Source organism: Leptotrichia sp. SK-5 (assembly GCF_055387215.1).
Window position 1 is genome coordinate 2,156,822 of sequence record NZ_AP028931.1, and the last position, 18,389, is coordinate 2,175,210.

The following is an 18,389-nucleotide window of genomic DNA, read 5'->3' on the forward strand; positions in this document are numbered from 1 at the left end:
TCTTTCAAATTAAAATTTCGCTAATTATTATTCTTTAATAATACTTCTTGATTTATTTTCTTTGTATTTGACTTTTAGTAGTCTATTTTTGTTATTTCGGTATGTTCAACTTCTACTGGAGTTAAACGACCCAAAACTTCAAGCATCACTTTTACTTTACCGTGTTCATAGTCAATTTCTGCAATTTCACCTTGTTGCCCATCAAAAGAGCCACCTTTTACTTCAACAACTTCACCAACTTTGAAATCAATATCAATTCTCGGAGCATGTCCGCTTCCATCAACATCAATTCCAATTTTAGCCAGCAAGTCTGAAGCTTCTTCATCAGATAATGGGATTGGATCACTTCCAATTCCTACAAATCCAGTCACTCCGTTTGTATTTCTAATTACGTACCAAGCATCACTATCAACACGATATCCTAATCCCAGCTCATTTTCTTCCTTAACAGAAAGCATTTCTATCATCACATAACTTGGAAAAAGTTTTCTTGAAACTTTTACTTGTTTTCCACGTTTTTCTTCCAAAACTTCTTCTTCTGGAACTAAAATTCTAAAAACTCTGTCTGTTAAATCCAGCGACTCAATTCTTTTTTCAAGATCCGTCGCTACTTTTTTCTCATAACCAGAATAAGTGTGAATTATATACCATTTTTTTTCGTATACAATCTCATCTTCAAGTTTTTCATTTGCTTCAGTCACTTTACGCGCCTCCTATAAGATTTCTCAATATTTCACTTATTTTTGCCAATATAAAATTAAATGCTGTATCAAAAAGAAGTGTATATATAGCTATAAACGCTGTCATCAAAATTACAATTATAGTAACATGATAAACTTCGATTTTATTAGGCCAATATATTTTTTTATATTCTTCACGCAAATTTCCAAAAGCCTCTTTTAAATTAAATTTACCCATGATTTTCTCCTAGAATCCTTCAAGATTTTTGTTTAGTTATTCTATTACAAAATCTCAAACTTCTATTTTATTTTTAAATTGTGTAATCATAAAAAAATTTTTTGTTAACTTTTAAATTTAACAAAACTAATTTTTTAAAAAAAAATTCCCATAAAATAAAATGGCAGGCCAGGCAGGAATCGAACCCGCAACTTTCGGTTTTGGAGACCGACGCTCTACCAATTGAACTACTGACCTATCTATTTTTATGAGATTATTTAACTTCTCTATAAAGAGAATGTCTTTTAAGCACTGGATTGTATTTTCTCATCTCTAATCTTTCGGGATGAGTTTTTTTGTTTTTAGTTGTAACATAATGTCTCAACTTAGTTTCAGTGCATTCTAAAATAACTTGTACTCTCATTGTTTTCTATCCCTCCCAATAAAATATTGGTATTACCAGAATAAACTAGCTTATTAATAATATCATATTCCTCTTTTTTTGTCAATACTATTTTCTTTACTTTTTTTTAAACTTTCTGATTTTTATTACAGTACCTAAAAAATATAACTATTTTTATTTTAAGATTATTTTGAATAACAATTATTTTTTCTTGTTTTATTTATGTAGTTTTTTAACGTAAGGACATCAAATGCCATGCACTTTTTGTAATAATGGTTGTTTTAACATATTTAAGTGACTATCATTTAGAGGTAATGATGAAATGTTCTACGGACTACCTTTCTTATATAAAACTTTCTTATAAAAAAAATAAAATTCTATTTTGAATAAAGCTTATTCTTAGTGTTATTAACCATATATAATTTAAAATTTCTTCCAAAATATTAAACAGTTATTTTTTATTTAACAAAATTTTGCTTAATTTTCTTGCAAATTTAGATTTTTTCATAAAATACAATCCAAAAAATCCTGTTTTAATCACAACAATTCATTTCTCTAAAATTTTAGACTAATGCCGATTTCCATATTTGTCTTCACAGTAAACGTATCCACTTTCGGCTCTATAGCATCGCACACCTCTTTCGGCTCTTCTTTTATTATATGCTGCCCATTCTTTTGGACTAAATAATTCACAACTTACTGTAATTATTGCAAGTATTACAATTAAAAATATTTTTTTCATAAATATCAACTTCCTTACAGTTTTTTGTTTTATTATAACAAATGTTTATAATATTATAATTTCAATTATTTTTTTTTGGGGATTAGAGTTTACTTTGTAATATAGATTTTTGTAAATTTAAAACGAGGATATTAAATCCCCGTCTTATAAAATTTATTTAGTTTTCCAGATTTCATTTTCATATTGTGCGATTGTTCTGTCTGATGAAAAGAATCCTGCTTTTGCTATGTTATTTATTACTTGTTTGTACCACAAGTCTTTGTTTTCATAATCTTTAAACATTCTTTCTTTTGTGTTGTAGTAATCTTCAAAATCGATTAATGTCATAAACCAGTCTTTGTTTATTAATTCATTTTGAAGTCTTTCTAATCTTTCTTTGTTTCCTACTTTTATTAATTCATCAGAAGTTATGAAATCAACCACTTCTTTTATTCCATCTTGAATGTAGTAATCTTTTGAAACATAACCAGAAGTTTCGTATAATTCTATTATATCGTCACTATGTTTTCCGAAAATATAGATATTATCGTCACCTACAAGTTCATGAATTTCTACATTTGCTCCATCCATCGTTCCAAGAGTCAATGCTCCATTTAGCATAAATTTCATATTTCCAGTTCCACTGGCTTCTTTTGAAGCAAGCGAGATTTGCTCAGAAATATCTGTTGCTGGAATAATTTTTTCAGCTAATCCTACATTGTAGTTTTCAACTAGGTAAACATTTAAGTATTTATTTACTTCTGGGTCGTTGTTTATTATTTCTGATAGACAAAGTATTAAGTGGATTATGTCTTGAGCAATGATATAAGCTGGTGCAGCTTTTCCACCGAATAATACTGTTATCTTTCTTTCTGGTAATTTTCCATTTTTAATGTCTAAGTATTTTTTAATTACATACAAAGCATTCATTTGTTGACGTTTGTATTCATGGAATCTCTTAATTTGAGTATCAATGATACTGTTTTCATCAATAACAATTCCTTGCGTATGCTGTAAATATTTTTTCAATTTAATTTTATTTCCATGTTTAATTTGTGATAATTTTTCATAAACATTCTTATCATCAACATATTTTAAAAGTTCTTTTAGATTTTCAGCATCTGTCAAGTATCCTGTACCAATTAATTCTTTCAAGTAGTCTGCCAAGTCTTCGTTACAGCTTTCAAGCCATCTTCTGAATGTAATCCCGTTTGTCTTGTTATTAAATTTATCAGGATAAATTTCATAAAATTCTTTAAGTTCACTATTTTTCAAGATTTCAGTATGCAGATAAGCAACTCCGTTTACGCTTGAAGAGAAATGAATATCCATATTTGCCATGTGAACTCTATTTTGTCCGTCGATAATTTGTACTTTTTCATCTGAATATTTAGCTTTTATAACTTTATCCAATTTTTTTATAATTTCAACAATATTTGGCACAACTTCTTCCAGATAGTCTAAAGGCCATTTTTCTAATGCTTCTGCCAAAATTGTGTGATTTGTGTATCCTGTCATTTTTGTTACAATTTCTGTTGCTTCTTCAAAAGAAATATTATGCTCTTCCGTCATAATACGAATTAATTCAGGGATTACCATACTTGGGTGTGTATCGTTAATTTGAACAAATGCATAGTCTGCTAAATCGTGAATATTGCTTCCTTTTTCAGTTGCTTCAGCAATAATCAATCTTGCTGCATTTGATACCATGAAATATTGTTGATAAATACGTAACAATTCTCCTTTTTTTGTACTGTCGTCAGGATATAGGAATAATGTTAGATTTTTTTCAATATTTTCTTCATCGAATGATATTCCATTTTCTATCAAATTGTAGTCAATGCTTTCAATATCAAACAAATTCAAATAATTTTTTGTATCTTTTTCATATCCTAAAATATCAATTCTTTTTAATTTTGAATGTAAACTGAAGTTTTTGAATTTAACTTCATATCCAATATTTGTATCTCTTAGCCAACTTTGGTCTTCTATCCAGTAGTTTGCCTCAGCTTTTTGCTCATTGTTCTTGAAAACCTGCTTAAACAGTCCGCAGTGATAGTTAAGTCCAACTCCTTCTCCATTGATTCCTAAAGTTGACATTGAATCAACAAAGCATGAAGCAAGTCTTCCAAGTCCTCCGTTTCCTAATGAAGGTTCAGTTTCTACTTCCTCAATATGGCTCAAGTTTTTTCCTGCAGCCTTCAACTCTTCCCTTACTTCCTTATAAATTCCCAAATTAATCAAATTATTTGACAATAATTTCCCAATTAGAAATTCTGCAGAAATATAATATATTTTCTTTTTAGATTTGTTTGCAGTTTTTTCATCTGCTCTTTCTTTAACATATTCAAGTAATTTATAGTAAATTTCTTGATTTGTCATTTCACTTATTTGTTTTTCATTTCTTTTTTGTAAAAAATCTGTAAAATTGTAGTTCACTATTTTAATTGTTTCCTTTCAAATTTGTTTTATAATTTTTGTTATTAAACTACTTCAAAATTGGAATACTAAAAGCATTAAACTTAATAACTCAAATAGAATAGTTTTAATTTTTTGTATCCAATTTTAAAGTTGTTTTACTATGCGGGCATATTATATAACTATTTTTTTAATTTGTCAAGACATTTACGTAAATGCTTTTAAAACCCACAAAGAATGAAATTAATACGGTTCTCTGTTTAAATATCGAATGTTTAATAAATTTTGAACTACATACTATTTAGTAAGGAATTAAAACTTTTGGTTCTTAACATAGTTTCTATTTTATAATGGGATTTAATATTGGATTATTTTATTTAATATCATTTTTTACTATTTTTATTCGTTTTTCTCTTCTTTTTGCAGGATTGCTCATTGCCACAAATCCTTATCTTGCAGTAAAGGTTTATACTGATAATTAAAACAAAAAATTATATTTTAATTATTTTGAAATACTAGATTCTTATCCTTTGTTGGAAAAGTTTATAATAAATTCATTATTTAAATGGGGTTTAGTATGAGATTCACTTAAAAATAGAACTTTTTCAAAACAAAAAAACTCAGAAAATTTTCTGAGTTTGATAGGCTTTGGTATAAGCCGGATTCTGTATTCGTTAATCATTTATCTAAATCAATAATTACTTACGGATTTTAGCGAGCTACCAATCAAGCCAAGACGGGCCGCCTCTTAACAGCTTTCTGCTTGCCCTTGCTTTGAGAGGGGTTTACCTAGCTAATTTAATTCCTTAAATTACTGGTAGTCTCTTACACTACCTTTTCACCCTTACCTGAAAGAACAGGCGGTTTATTTTCTGTGGCACTTTCCTTAAGATTTCTCCCAGCAGCCGTTAGCTGCCTCCCTTGCCCTGCAAAGTCCAGACTTTCCTCTTAAAAATAAATTTTCAAGCGATTAACTCCAAAACCTGAATTTATAGTATCATTTTTTCTCTATTTTTGTCAATTTGATTTATAGATTTTTCAAGACAATTTCTGCAATATCCTTCGCTCTAAGCCCGTAATTCGTAAGCATAGTCTCTCCATCCGCACTTTGTCCAAAAACATCCTGTATTCCATGCTTTACAACTTTTACCGGATGAACTTCTGACAAGTATTCTGAAACTGCGCTTCCAAGACCTCCAATTACAGAATGTTCTTCACTTGTTACAATAAATTTACATTCTTTTGCCGCTTTTAGAACTGTTTCTGTGTCTAACGGCTTTATCGTAGAAACATTTACCACTCTTGCCTTTATCCCTTTTTCTTCCAGTAATTTTGCTGCCTCAAGAGCTTCTGAAACCATAAGTCCAGTCGCTAAAATTGCCACATCGTTTCCTTCCCTCAAAGTTGCGGCTTTCCCTATTTCAAATTTATAGTTTTCATCAAATAATACTGGAATATTCAGTCTTCCAAGCCTTACGTACACAGGCCCCTTGTATTCAGCCGCCGCAAAGACCATTTTTTCCGTTTCTACTGCATCTGCTGGCGATAGCACTACCATTCCTGGAATTGCACGCATTAAAGCCACATCCTCAACTGACTGGTGTGAACCTCCATCTTCTCCTAACGAGACTCCTGCGTGAGTTGGACAAATTTTAACATTCAATTGTGGATATGCCACCGAGTTTCTAATCTGATCAAAAGCACGTCCCGCGGCAAAATGTGCAAAAGTTGAGGCAAACGGTATTTTTCCAGTCGTTGCAATACCTGCCGCTGTTCCAATCATATCAGCTTCTGCAATCCCAACATTTATATGTCTTTCTGGAAACTCTTTTTTAAAATACGCAGTCATTGTTGATTTTGACAAGTCTGCTTCCAGTACCACCACATCTTTATTTACTTTTCCCAATTTAACTAACGCTTCTCCATAAGCCACTCTAGTTGATTTTTTTTCCATTCTCATATTCTCCTATTTTTTATTTCATTATTTTTAAAAATTTTCTAATACTATTCCCATTAAAGCAATAATTTAATAGAATTGTTCTGCAACCCTTAAAACATTCCTTAGTTAAATTTTATCACTAAGCATTTGTATAAAGGATTCTTTCATTAAAAATTATTTTAATTACATAAATTGAAATATTAATTACGACATTTTACCAAAATTTTTCTTGATATTCGTTTTAATTAAATTAATTAATACTACTAAACTAAAGTTGTCGTGATTTTTTTGGAAGAAAAACGACTGTTTGAGCGAAGTTTTACGTAGCGAGTTTCGGTTTTCTTTCAAAAAAATGCTTAGACAAGCCAGGGTTGCAAGGGAAATGGCGATTGATTTCCCTTGCTGTTATTAACTCAATTCTTCCATTGCCTTCTTGTATTCTTCATCGTTTGGAGCGGCTCCATGGAATCCTGCATTATTCTCCATGAATGAAACCCCTTTTCCTTTTACAGTATTCGCAACAATAACTGTCGGCTGTCCTTTTACTGTTCTTGCTGTGTCAAGAGCATTTATGATTTCTTCATAATTGTGTCCGTCAATCTCGATTACATTCCATTTGAAAGCCTTGAACTTTTCCCCAACTGGAGCGACGTCCATTACATCCGAAACTTTTCCGTCAATCTGCAAGTTGTTATAGTCAACTATTGCAACTAAATTGTCAAGCTTGTAATGTGCAGATGTCATAACCGCTTCCCAAACTTGACCTTCCTGCAATTCTCCATCTCCTAAGATTGTATAGACTCTGAAATCGTTATTGTAAATTTTTGCGCTCAAAGCCATTCCGTTTGCCGCGGACAGTCCTTGCCCAAGTGAACCTGTTGACATTTCAACTCCAGCCAGTTTTTTCATATCAGGATGCCCTTGAAGCGGAGAGTGCCATTTTCTAAGTGTTGGAATAAGGCTCTTTCCTTCATCCCCTAAAAATCCTTTTTCAATCAAGGCCGCATACAGTGCAGGAGCCGCATGCCCTTTACTAAGAACTAATCTGTCTCTGTTTTCCATTTTTGGATTTTTTGGGTCAACATTCATTTCCTTCCAGTAAAGTACAGCCAAAATATCAGCAATCGAAAGTGAACCTCCCGGATGTCCTGATTTTGCCCTGTAAATCATTTCAATAATATCTTTTCTCAATGTTTTTGCCTCTTTTTGCAAATCTTCAATTTTCATAAAAACCTCCATTTTTTATTTATAAATATCAATAATTAACTAAAATTAATCCTCTTTTTTCAAATTATAGAAAAACAGCGAGACGCCAAACAGCACTAACGCCACGACAAGTGTCACTTTCACTCCAATTTCAGTTGCACCTTTCACGCCATTCTGAACATTCTGATTTCCTACAACAAGTAAAGTTGACTGAACAACTTGCTGCACTAGAAATGCCAATTTTAAAAACATTCCCTGTATTCCAAACATAAAGCCTTCCAAACTTACTTTTTTTGTTTCTGACAGTTTTGCAGAAATTTCACTAAGCATTGCCTGCGGAAAAATAAACGCCGCGCCGCTTAATCCTGTTCCACAAATTACAAAAAGCAAATATGCAAAAATCGAATTATTTTTATTAATAAACAATAGACCAAAAGTACCGATTATCAAAAGCAGCATATCCAGAATCAATATTTTCTTATACGAATATTTTTTCCCAAACTTATTTGTAATCGGAAAAAACAGTCCTGCCATTCCAAACAGCACAACTGATATTACAGTCAAATATTTAATATCCTTTTGCATTACAGCACTCAAATAATATGTCAAATCTCCACGAAGTATGTTAAATCCGCAAAAGAAAAAGAAGTATCCTAAAAAGTACAAAATAATTTCCTTATCCTTCAAATGTGAAATTGATTTCATAAACCCTAGCGATTCAGTTTTAGGACGGTTTTGTGTAATCTGCTTCTCCTTTAAGAAAAATATACACGCATAAATCCCCAAAACTGACAATATTGTAATCAAAATTACTGTTTTACGTATTCCAACTTCTGTATTCAGCACTCCATTTACTACTCCCAATTTTGAAATCAAAATACCCGGCAGAACCATCGCAACTCCAGTAAATATAAGTCTAAAAGTTGACTGCATTGTAGAAAGGTTAAGCCTTTCTTCCTTATTTGAAGCCAAATCTGGAATTAGAGCGTTATACGGTGCTGCAACTAAAGTATATGCCGTAAAATACAGTCCTCCAACGATTGATAAATAAATAAGTGTTGCCATCTGCGAACTTTTAATTGGATAAAAATACATAATCGTAAGAATTCCAAGCGGCAATCCTCCAGCTAGCATAAATATTGATCTTTTTCCAAACCGTGATTTTGAGTTATCAGATAAAAATCCCACAACGGGATCTGATACTGCATCAATAATTCTTGCAAAAATAAACGCTAGAACTAAATATTGCGGCTTTAACAGCGGAACTAAATTTTTCTCCGTTTCAGGCGGTAAATAGTAATACGACAGCCATTGATTATAAATCTGGTCAATCATAAAATATGAAACCCCAAGCCCGTAAATTATGTAACTTTTTTTCGTTAATCTTGAACTCATTAAATTTTCTACCTTTCTATTTTTTATATTGCTTAAAACAAACCTAAAAGTTATAACTTGTATCTTCAAACTTTAAATTTATTCAGTTTTTATAACTTTAATTTGTCAAAAACTCTTTTACTGCCTCAGCATATTCATCTTTACATTCAGGATCAGCATAAATTCTTGTGTGTGAACCTTTTTCAAAAACTTTTAGCTTGATATTTTCATTCTGTGCAAGTTCGTTATACTCTTCCATAAGCATTCCATAAGTTGTAGCCTTGTCATTTTTAGACTGAATTATCAAAGTAGGTATTCTTTTTAGCAAATACGATAATCTAAGCTTATCAAGATGGCTTCCAACTCTTAAATTAAAAATTCTTACAATAACACTTACAATAAATTTTGGAACACGACGTTTTTTTGCATCTTCCTTAATTCTCTTTCTTATATTTGAAATCGAACTGTCTAATATAAGCTTATCAATAACTATTCCTTTTTTCCGAAGCGTTTTTATATACATTTTAGACGCAATGGCGGAACCTATTCCCCCTTGTGAAAATCCATATAGCGTAAAATTATTTTTCCCAAATTTTTCATTAAGCATTTCCATTGTGTGAAAAATATCCTGTCCAAAGCAGTACCCCATCTTAGTTTTAGCCACATCAGACTTTCCAGAGTTTCTTAAATCTGGAATAAAAAAATTATACTCCTTGTCAAGCCCGATATTTTTAAACATTTCCAAATATTGTAACGAAGACAGCCTGTTTACACCACGACCATGCGAAATAATCATCGTTTTTGTAGCTTCCTTATTCTCAATAAGCCATCCATAAAGCTGTATTTTCCCTGATTTATACTCAATTTCCTTAAAATTATACCCATAATCATAAGGATTTGCCTTATTATCCTCAATATTATACTTCTGTCTCAATTTTTTACTGTTATACACCTCTTCAAATGTAACTCTCGGGTATTTTTCAATCTGATTAATAAAATACCGTATCGACATATATGCTATCACAAAGAAAAATATCATAAACAGCACATTAATTGTTATTAACAATCCCATTCCTATAATCCTCTCCTATTCTTTTTATTTTTTATTTATAAAATTCATTAATATAATATTTTTTTATTTTTATCTTATTTCTGAGCAAATGTATTAACTTTTCTCTGTATAAAGATTATCATTATTCACTTTTATAATTTTTTATATTTTATTTGTTAAAACAATTCAATCTAAACAAACAATCGGATTTAACTTCTCTTTTTTGCCTAAAATTAATTCCTTTATCAGAAATCCATTCTTTTCAACTTTTATTTTTTCCAAAAAGTTTTCTTGATTTTCCAAGTTTTCTGAATTTTCATCCTTTTTAGCAAAATTTCCAAATTTTTCAATATCCTTCCAATTTACAAAGACATTTTTTTTCTGAAACTCATTTTCCGCATTAAAGTTTTCAATTTTATTATTTTCACGAATTTCTTTCAAATATTCCTGACCTTTTTTATTAAAGCCTAAAATTCTTACATATTTTATTTCAAAATCCATCATTTTAGCTTTTATATTTAGTAAAATATTCAAAATAATCCGTTCTACACGTTTATTCGATAAATTTCTAGATTTTGTATTTTTCAAAAATTCTATATATTTTTGCGAATTCAACATTGTTCCGTATATTCTAGCATAAATTTCTTCAGTTATATCATATATTTCCATTATTTTTTCTTTTTTTTCTGTCAAAATCTTATATTTCACAATTTTAAAGATTTCTTCCTTTATTTTATCTCCACTAAATCTGTTATTTATCTTCCATTCTAAATTTTTAAAAATAATGTCAAATGATTTTTCTGGTAAAAATTTCTGAATCTCTTCTAGTTTCCAAAAGATTCTTTCTTCTGTTTTTACATTTTTCAAACTTTCTAAATCTATTTTTTCCCTAATATTTTGCTTTTTCTCAAAATTATAATTTTTTTTTTCAATTTCTTTTGAATTTTCTACTCCTCTATCTTTTAAAAAACTACATTTTTTTTCAATAATAGAATTTTTTATTTTTTCAAAATCAAATTTTTCTTCAGAAAATTTATCCAAAATCTTTTCCAGCTCATTTCTCAAAAACGAAGCACTAGCAAGCTCTTCCCTATCCTCAGAAACGTTCTCTTCATTATATTCTGAAATTTCTCTTTTTATAATATACGGTTTTATTTTAAGATTGCTATTTTCTATCTCACGCATATATTCCAGAGCCAAAATATTATTTGACTTCACAATTCCATCTAAATTATATTCCTTTAATGCCAGTCTTTGAGAAGTGCTGTAACTGTTGCCTTTTTTCATATATTCCATAAGCTTGTCCTTATAATCCTGCCTTTTCTGCAGTTCAAGCACCTTTTGCAAAACCTCAATATTTTCCTCTTCCGCTCCAAAAACCTGAATATCTATACCCAAATAATCCAAAATTTTTGTTGCCATCCTTGAAAAAATTTCCGCATTCTGAATTGAATAATAAAGTGGCAACTCCACAACTAAGTCAACTCCACATCCTAAGCTAACATGTGTTTTCTCCCACTTATCCAAAAACGAAATTTCTCCCCGCTGAACAAAATCTCCGCTTATCACTACCACAATCAAGACATCTTCACCAAATATCTCTTTAATTTTCCTGATTTGATACAAATGTCCATTGTGAAATGGATTATATTCAGCTACAATTCCTATTTTCAACAATTTTCTCTCCTAAAAACTTTTCTTACGTTATATATATTATACCATATATTAATTTGATTTTTGTAAGTTTTTTCAATTTTTATTTCAACAATTATTTAAAATTTTTTTATATCTTGTTTTTAAAATATTTTAAGGTATAATGTAGTAAAAGTAATCTAAAATAAAAAATTTAGGAGGTTTTATTATGAAAAAATTATTTTTTTCAATTTTTTTAATGTTTTGTCTAAACATTTTTTCCAATGTAAATTACAATGTTTTTGTAATTATGGATAACAACGCAACTAGAAATGTGGAAAATATTTCAAAAAGGCTTAAAGAATCAGGAATTGAAAGCCTTTATTCCAAAGGATATGCAGTTCATCTAACTCTTTACCTTACAGAATATAAGCCTGAAGCACTAAAAACAATAAAAGATACTGTCAACAAAATTGCAAATCAGACAAAGCCTTTTGATATAGAGTTTTACAGATTAAGAAAAACTGGCGGAAACTGGTTTATGCTTGATGCTCAAAACAATGAAGCTATACAACAGCTTGCAGATGAAATAACAGTTAGCTTAAACAAATATCGTGCAAAGGACGCACAAGTTCCCGACTGGGCAAAATCTATTCCTGAAAAAGTAAAATCCTTTAATTTGTACGGCTCTCCAAACGTATTTACAAGCTTTGATCCCCACATAACTTTACTTACTCCAGAAGATTCAGCAAAAATAGATACATTTACTTCAAAATATGATTTTAAACCTTTCAAATCTAAAGTTATTGGTATCGGAATCGCTCAAGTTGACGATTTGGGGCAAGCAAAAAATATAATTTATTCAGTAAAATTTAAAAAATAAAAAAGGAAAAATTATATGAAAAAACTTGAAAATTATGAACAAATACTGAATAAAATAAAAGAAGAAAAATATTTTTTATTATACGTTTCAATGAATAATTGCAGCGTCTGTCACTCTGATATGCCAAAAGTTGAGAAAATTATTAATGACAAAAATTTTACCGCTTATCATATCGAAGCATCTGAAATTGCTGAAGCTGTTGGGCAATTAAGTCTATTTTCAGTCCCAGTAGTTATTCTATTTTATGAAGGCAGAGAGATACACAGACAAGCTAAAATTATTGATTTTGACGAATTAAATTATAGAATTGAACAAATAAGTGAAAATAAATAAATACCAAAAGGGAACTGATTCTAATAAAACTAGAACTAATTCCCTTAATTTTATTTACCCAGCAATTTTAATCCATAAGACTTAAAAATTTCTTCAGCTTTTTCAACTAATTCTCTCGTTGGTGTCGGTGTATCTTTTAATTTATATTCTTTCCCAACTTTTTCCCATTTATACTGCCCCATTTGGTGAAATGGCAAAATATCCACTCTTTCCACATTTTTCAACTGCGAAGTAAACTTAGCCCAGTCATGAAGATCTTGCTCATCGTCAGAATATCCAGGAACCAGTACATATCTTAACCAAGTTGGCTTATTAATCTCATTTATATATTTTGCAAATTTTAGAGTGTTTTCAAGCTCTACTCCAGTTAATATTTTATATCTTTCAGGATTTATCTGCTTAATATCAAGAAGCACCATATCTACAAGCTCCAGCACTTTTTTTGCCTTTTCATTAAAAATATATCCCGATGTATCAAGTGCTGTATGAATACCATTTTCACGGCAAAGTTTAAATAATTCCATCAAAAATTCAGGCTGCATTAAAGGTTCTCCTCCAGAAACTGTAACTCCTCCAGTCTTTATAAATCCTTTTACTTTCAGAATCTCCTTCATGACTTCCTGTGCAGTCATCACCATCTTTTTATCTTTAATTTCCCAAGTATCAACATTATGGCAATACAGACATCTAAGCGGACACCCCTGTAAAAATAACACAAATCTAATTCCTGGCCCATCTTTAGTCCCAAATGATTCAAACGAATGTATATACCCTTTCACTTCCATATTAATTTCTCTCTTTCTTTTTTTATTCAATAAATTATTCAATAACTTAAATTTTATTTTATACTATTTCCTAGTGGAATTTAATACTATATTATTTTCATTTTTTTAAACATAGTCTAGTATAAACTAATCTGTCGGAGCATTTTTCTGTGCTGACAAAACTGTTTGAGCATAGCGAGTTTTTTGTCAGTACAGAGAAATGTCGTAGACTAGCCATAGGTTGTAGGATTTGCGGCAATGAGCAATCCTACGAAAATAAAAATGAAAAAACATAGTAATATGAAAAAATATTTATTAATCAAAATATCTAAAAAATAATAAAAAATAATTTAGTTAAATGCTTATGAATTGACTAACAAACAACCCTATTATAAAAATTTATTCCCATTTTTAAATGGAGTTTAATATAAATTATCATACAATAGAAAAGAATGCCGCATAACTCATACTTTTATGAAACTATGCGACATTGCTCATATTTGTTGAAAATTATCAGTTAATTTTCAGATTTTTTACTGATTTCAATTACATTTTACTTGAGATTGTTCTGTTAATTACATCTAATTGTTGTTCTTTAGTCAATTTAACGAAGTTTACTGCATATCCAGAAACTCTGATTGTTAATTGAGGATAATTTTCAGGATGTTCCATCGCATCTTCTAGCAAGTCTCTACCAAATACGTTTACATTCAAATGATGTCCTGTTTGATTGAAATATCCATCCATTAATCCAACTAGATTTGTTTGTTTTTCATTTGCATTTTTACCTAATGTTTCCGGTGTAATTGCGAATGTGTAAGAAATTCCATCGTTTGCATCTTCAAATGGGATTTTAGCTACTGAGGCAAGTGAAGCAACAGCTCCTCTTGTATCTCTTCCGTGCATAGGGTTTGCTCCTGGTCCAAATGGTGCTCCAGCTCTTCTTCCATCAGGAGTATTTCCTGTTTTCTTACCATATACTACGTTTGAAGTAATTGTTAATACAGATTGTGTAGGAGTTGCATCTCTGTACATTTTGTGTGTTCTTAATTTGTTCATAAATCTTCTTGTAATGTCTACTGCAAACTGATCTGTCGCATCGTCATTATTTCCGAATGGAACATAGTCTTTTTCATTGATATAGTCAACTGCATCCCCTTCTTCATCTCTTACAACTTTTACTTTACCATATTTAATAGCTGCCAATGAATCTGCAATAATTGATAATCCTGCAATTCCAAATGCTTCTGTTCTTCTGATATGAACATCATGCAATGCCATTTCTAATGCTTCATAAGAATATTTGTCGTGCATATAGTGAATGATATTTAATGATTTAACATAAGTTGAAGCTAACCAGTCTAATACTTTATCAAGTTTTTCCCATACTTCATCAAATTCAAGATATTCACTCTTAATTGGCTCAAATTGTCCTTCTGGAGTTACTTGTATTTTTAATTTTTCATCTTTTCCACCATTAATTGCATACAATAATGCTTTTGGCAAGTTTACTCTCGCTCCAAAGAATTGCATTTGGTGTCCGATAGTCATTGGAGATACGCAACAAGCGATTCCATAGTCATTACCAAATTGTGGTCTCATGATATCGTCATTTTCATATTGTACTGATGATGTATCAATTGATACTTTGGCACAGAATTTTTTCCAAGTTTCAGGTAATTGTTCACTCCATAAAACTGTTAGATTTGGTTCAGGTGAAGTTCCCATGTTATATAATGTATGTAAAATTCTGAATGAGTTTTTAGTAACTAATGATCTTCCATCTTCTCCGATACCACCGATTGATTCAGTTACCCAAACTGGATCTCCTGAGAATAATGCATCGTATTCTGGTGTTCTTAAGAATCTGATTATTCTTAACTTCATAACAAAGTGATCCATTATTTCCTGAGCTTCTTTTTCAGTCAAAGTACCTTCTTGCAAATCTCTTTCCAAGAAAATGTCTAAGAATGTAGAAGTTCTTCCAATACTCATTGCAGCTCCATTTTGATCTTTTGTAGCGGCTAAGTATGCAAAGTATAACCATTGTACTGCTTCCTTACCATTAGTTGCAGGTTGTGAAATGTCAAATCCATAAGCTTCAGCCATTCTTTTTAATGCATGTAATGCTTTAATTTGTTCAAAAATTTCTTCTCTAAGTCTTATTACATCTTCTGTCATTTCAGCTGGATCCATATTTTTCAATTGATTTTGTCTATCAGCAATTAGTCTGTCCACTCCATAAAGTGCAACTCTTCTGTAATCTCCAATAATTCTTCCACGTCCGTAAGCATCAGGAAGTCCAGTTATAATACCAGTTTTTCTTGCTTTTCTGATTTGATCAGTGTATGCTGAGAAAACCCCATCATTATGAGTTTTTCTATATTTAGTAAAAATTTCTTCTGTTTCAGGATCTAATTTGTACCCAAATGCTTCCAAACTGTTTTTTACCATTCTCAATCCACCATTTGGGAAAATTGCTCTTTTTAAAGGAGCGTCAGTTTGCAATCCTACGATTTGTTCCAAATCCTTATTGATGTATCCTGCTCCATAAGCGTCAATTTGTGAAGGTATTTTAGTTTCTGCATCATAAATACCTTTTTCCCTTTCTACCTTGAATTTTTCTGAAAGACTTTTCCATAATTCAGTAGTTGCTTCTGTTGGTCCTTCCAAAAAGCTGTCATCTCCCAAGTACTCAGTGTAATTCAATCTGATAAATTCTGTAACATCAATGTTGTCTTTCCAGTTTCCTTCTTTAAATCCTCTCCATGCGTTCATTATTTAACAACACATCCTTTCAATTTTTTTATTTATTTACTTTGCTTTGTAATCATTATAATATTGTTCTCACTCTATGTCTTATTATACCTCAAAAAATTTTTAAAAGCAAACATATTTTATAAAATTTTTTAATATTTTTTTTCTAACAAAAATCTATAAAACTTCTGCTCTATAGTGAAAAAAATAACTTGTTGTTTTTAGAAAGTTTATTACTATTTTTTTATTCTTTTTTTTCAAATGCACCCAATTATTTTAATTTTATTTTTAATTTTTAATCTTTTTAGGAAATATTTTTCTTTCTTTTTTAAATTCTAGATGTTGTAACATCATTGTTCTCAAATATATCATTTGTTTTAAAAAATGAATCCGATTTTTCAGTGCTCCTTTTTCTTTTTCTATTTCAAAATGATAAATTGGTATATCTGAAAAATTTTTTATTGTATTCACAAATTTTGAACTCGAAATTAAGAGAATTTGTTCATAATCGTTGCTGATTTTAGAAATTATTTTTTTAAATGATACTAAATGTTCTACTTTTACTATATTTATAAAATTAAAAAGTTTTTTTATTTTATTATATGTTCTTAAAATTTCTTTTTCTTCCAAGTCTATTAATACTAATGTTGAGATTTTAGGAATTTTGTCAGACTGAATATACTGTTTTACTATTTGTTTATTCAATAAATTTTCATTTTCAAAATGTACTGATGATTCTGCAATGTTATAAATTTTTATTTTATCTTGATTATTTATTTTTTCAATATTTTTATTTTCAAAATTTAGATTTTTTATTTTTACAGTTTCATCAAATGACAATTCACCATTAATTTCATACATCACTTTTTTATAATTTTCTCTTTTTTTATGTAACTTTTTATAAAACATTGTTGCAAATTTTAGATTCATTTCCATTTTTTCTTTTTTAAAAATTTTATTTAGTATAAAAAAATATTCTTCATTTTCCTTGTTTCTTTTTATATTGAATCTACTTTTTAGATTATCATTTTTTATATTAGAAATTAAATATGTTAACATACTGTATTTTTCATCTGTTGAAATTATATTGGTATATGTTTCTATGTATGAAAAAAGTACTTTTTTGATGTACTTGATATTTTTAAGACCCAAAATGTCATTAAGTAATTTAAAATAAAAATTTTCTTGATACGTACTTTTTCCAAGATAAATTTTTTCTAATCTTTTAGATAAAATTTCCTTTAAATAATCTTCACCTATTTCTTTTATATTATAATTTTTTTCTTTAAATAATTTTTCAATACTTTCGCATTTCACATATTCTGAATATTTGATATTAAAATTTTTTAATATCTGCTTCAAATCATTTTGTATATTTTTTGTATTTTCCTGTGTTCGATTTATTTGTTTATTAAATTGATAAATATTTAATTTTTCTTTTTTAAATAATATAATAATTAAAATAAGTTCCCTTCTAAACAACATTTTCATGTTTATGTTTCTATCTTCTATTTTAAATATTTTTTCATCATATTTTCCAAAATAATATAAATAGTGTTTAGTTTTGTGTATTATTCCATTATTGTTGTTTCTTAAAAAATCATTTATATTCTCAATAGTATAATCCAATCTTTTAAATCCATATTTTTCTTCTAAATATTTTCTACTTGCAATTTTAAAATTTAAAACTTCTTTTAACAAGTCACTCTCATTAAAGTCAATTTCCACTGCCTACTTTCACCCCATAATTCTTAACTTTGTAGCAATAATAATAGCTACAAACATTTTCATAATAACAATTATGAGTTCATTTTTTTAGACGATATTTTTTGTTTTTTTACTTTTCAAAAATAACCGGTAAACATTGACTTTTGTTAATTTTATATATATTAATTTAAAATTAAATCAATTTAAAACATATCATGAAATATTATCTAAAAATACCTATTATTTAAAGAATAATACACACTAATATATTTCAAAATATTCAATTATTTTTTATCTTATAATA

General features: G+C 29.2%; 15 protein-coding genes, 1 tRNA gene and 1 other RNA gene. 2 read left to right on the plus strand and 15 right to left on the minus strand.

The genetic code is table 11. The features are described 5' to 3' along the window. Positions 1-74: 74 nt before the first annotated feature. The 12 genes from nusG to ACZ5B9_RS10665 form a co-directional block, all read right to left on the minus strand. A complete protein-coding gene (nusG, locus tag ACZ5B9_RS10610) occupies positions 75-701 on the minus strand; it encodes a transcription termination/antitermination protein NusG (protein WP_464422561.1) in 627 nt (208 codons plus the stop codon). Position 702: 1 nt separating this feature from the next. Then, positions 703-918, minus strand: a complete 216-nt coding sequence (secE, locus tag ACZ5B9_RS10615; protein ID WP_021768937.1) for a preprotein translocase subunit SecE — start codon at positions 916-918, stop codon at positions 703-705. Between the two features lie 161 nt (positions 919-1,079). Beyond that, positions 1,080-1,155, minus strand: a tRNA-Trp gene (locus ACZ5B9_RS10620). A gap of 16 nt (positions 1,156-1,171) precedes the next feature. Further along, positions 1,172-1,321, minus strand: coding sequence for a 50S ribosomal protein L33 (gene rpmG, locus ACZ5B9_RS10625; protein WP_006807173.1), 150 nt, complete (start codon positions 1,319-1,321; stop codon positions 1,172-1,174). 547 nt (positions 1,322-1,868) lie between these two features. Continuing rightward, entirely contained in the window at positions 1,869-2,042 is a 174-nt protein-coding gene (locus ACZ5B9_RS10630) for a hypothetical protein (protein ID WP_464422562.1), read from the minus strand. Between the two features lie 153 nt (positions 2,043-2,195). Next, positions 2,196-4,460, minus strand: a complete 2,265-nt coding sequence (gene glgP / locus ACZ5B9_RS10635; protein ID WP_464422563.1) for a glycogen/starch/alpha-glucan family phosphorylase — start codon at positions 4,458-4,460, stop codon at positions 2,196-2,198. 617 nt (positions 4,461-5,077) lie between these two features. Next, positions 5,078-5,425: RNase P RNA component class A (gene rnpB, locus ACZ5B9_RS10640), an RNA gene on the minus strand. Positions 5,426-5,466: 41 nt separating this feature from the next. Next, a complete protein-coding gene (locus tag ACZ5B9_RS10645; protein WP_464422564.1) occupies positions 5,467-6,393 on the minus strand; it encodes a transketolase family protein in 927 nt (308 codons plus the stop codon). Positions 6,394-6,786: 393 nt separating this feature from the next. Then, positions 6,787-7,605, minus strand: coding sequence for a transketolase (locus ACZ5B9_RS10650; RefSeq protein ID WP_464422565.1), 819 nt, complete (start codon positions 7,603-7,605; stop codon positions 6,787-6,789). A 45-nt stretch (positions 7,606-7,650) separates the two neighbouring features. Next, positions 7,651-8,979, minus strand: coding sequence for an MFS transporter (locus ACZ5B9_RS10655; protein WP_464422566.1), 1,329 nt, complete (start codon positions 8,977-8,979; stop codon positions 7,651-7,653). A gap of 97 nt (positions 8,980-9,076) precedes the next feature. Beyond that, the gene (locus ACZ5B9_RS10660) at positions 9,077-10,030 is read right to left on the minus strand and encodes an alpha/beta hydrolase (protein WP_464422567.1); all 954 of its coding nucleotides are present in this window, start codon (positions 10,028-10,030) and stop codon (positions 9,077-9,079) included. A gap of 165 nt (positions 10,031-10,195) precedes the next feature. Then, on the minus strand, positions 10,196-11,683 hold the full coding sequence (locus ACZ5B9_RS10665) for a nucleotidyltransferase family protein (protein WP_464422568.1): 1,488 nt from the start codon (positions 11,681-11,683) through the stop codon (positions 10,196-10,198). Positions 11,684-11,870: 187 nt separating this feature from the next. On the opposite strand from ACZ5B9_RS10665, the gene ACZ5B9_RS10670 reads away from it, so the two are divergent. Together ACZ5B9_RS10670 and ACZ5B9_RS10675 are read left to right on the plus strand one after the other, a co-directional pair. Beyond that, a complete protein-coding gene (locus ACZ5B9_RS10670) occupies positions 11,871-12,524 on the plus strand; it encodes a 2'-5' RNA ligase family protein (RefSeq protein ID WP_464422569.1) in 654 nt (217 codons plus the stop codon). A gap of 15 nt (positions 12,525-12,539) precedes the next feature. Further along, complete coding sequence (locus ACZ5B9_RS10675) at positions 12,540-12,857, plus strand: thioredoxin family protein (RefSeq protein WP_464422570.1); 318 nt, start codon at positions 12,540-12,542, stop codon at positions 12,855-12,857. Between the two features lie 50 nt (positions 12,858-12,907). Here ACZ5B9_RS10675 and pflA read toward each other — a convergent pair whose 3' ends face one another. The 3 genes from pflA to ACZ5B9_RS10690 all read right to left on the minus strand — a co-directional run bounded on the left by pflA (position 12,908) and on the right by ACZ5B9_RS10690 (position 18,106). Continuing rightward, positions 12,908-13,636, minus strand: coding sequence for a pyruvate formate-lyase-activating protein (gene pflA, locus ACZ5B9_RS10680; RefSeq protein WP_464423960.1), 729 nt, complete (start codon positions 13,634-13,636; stop codon positions 12,908-12,910). Between the two features lie 531 nt (positions 13,637-14,167). After that, the gene (pflB, locus tag ACZ5B9_RS10685) at positions 14,168-16,399 is read right to left on the minus strand and encodes a formate C-acetyltransferase (protein ID WP_464422571.1); all 2,232 of its coding nucleotides are present in this window, start codon (positions 16,397-16,399) and stop codon (positions 14,168-14,170) included. A gap of 267 nt (positions 16,400-16,666) precedes the next feature. Then, a complete protein-coding gene (locus ACZ5B9_RS10690) occupies positions 16,667-18,106 on the minus strand; it encodes a hypothetical protein (protein ID WP_464422572.1) in 1,440 nt (479 codons plus the stop codon). Between the last annotated feature and the right edge of the window lie 283 nt (positions 18,107-18,389).

Bases quoted from the DNA above. Each gene is read 5' to 3' on its own strand.
- ACZ5B9_RS10650 (WP_464422565.1), bottom strand. From the start codon at position 7,605: ATGAAAATTGAAGATTTGCAAAAAGAGGCAAAAACATTGAGAAAAGAT.
- pflB (WP_464422571.1), bottom strand. From the start codon at position 16,399: ATGAACGCATGGAGAGGATTTAAAGAAGGAAACTGGAAAGACAACATT.
- rpmG (WP_006807173.1), bottom strand. From the start codon at position 1,321: ATGAGAGTACAAGTTATTTTAGAATGCACTGAAACTAAGTTGAGACAT.
- ACZ5B9_RS10675 (WP_464422570.1), top strand. From the start codon at position 12,540: ATGAAAAAACTTGAAAATTATGAACAAATACTGAATAAAATAAAAGAA.
- ACZ5B9_RS10645 (WP_464422564.1), bottom strand. From the start codon at position 6,393: ATGGAAAAAAAATCAACTAGAGTGGCTTATGGAGAAGCGTTAGTTAAA.
- ACZ5B9_RS10660 (WP_464422567.1), bottom strand. From the start codon at position 10,030: ATGGGATTGTTAATAACAATTAATGTGCTGTTTATGATATTTTTCTTT.
- secE (WP_021768937.1), bottom strand. From the start codon at position 918: ATGGGTAAATTTAATTTAAAAGAGGCTTTTGGAAATTTGCGTGAAGAA.
- ACZ5B9_RS10630 (WP_464422562.1), bottom strand. From the start codon at position 2,042: ATGAAAAAAATATTTTTAATTGTAATACTTGCAATAATTACAGTAAGT.
- ACZ5B9_RS10670 (WP_464422569.1), top strand. From the start codon at position 11,871: ATGAAAAAATTATTTTTTTCAATTTTTTTAATGTTTTGTCTAAACATT.
- ACZ5B9_RS10655 (WP_464422566.1), bottom strand. From the start codon at position 8,979: ATGAGTTCAAGATTAACGAAAAAAAGTTACATAATTTACGGGCTTGGG.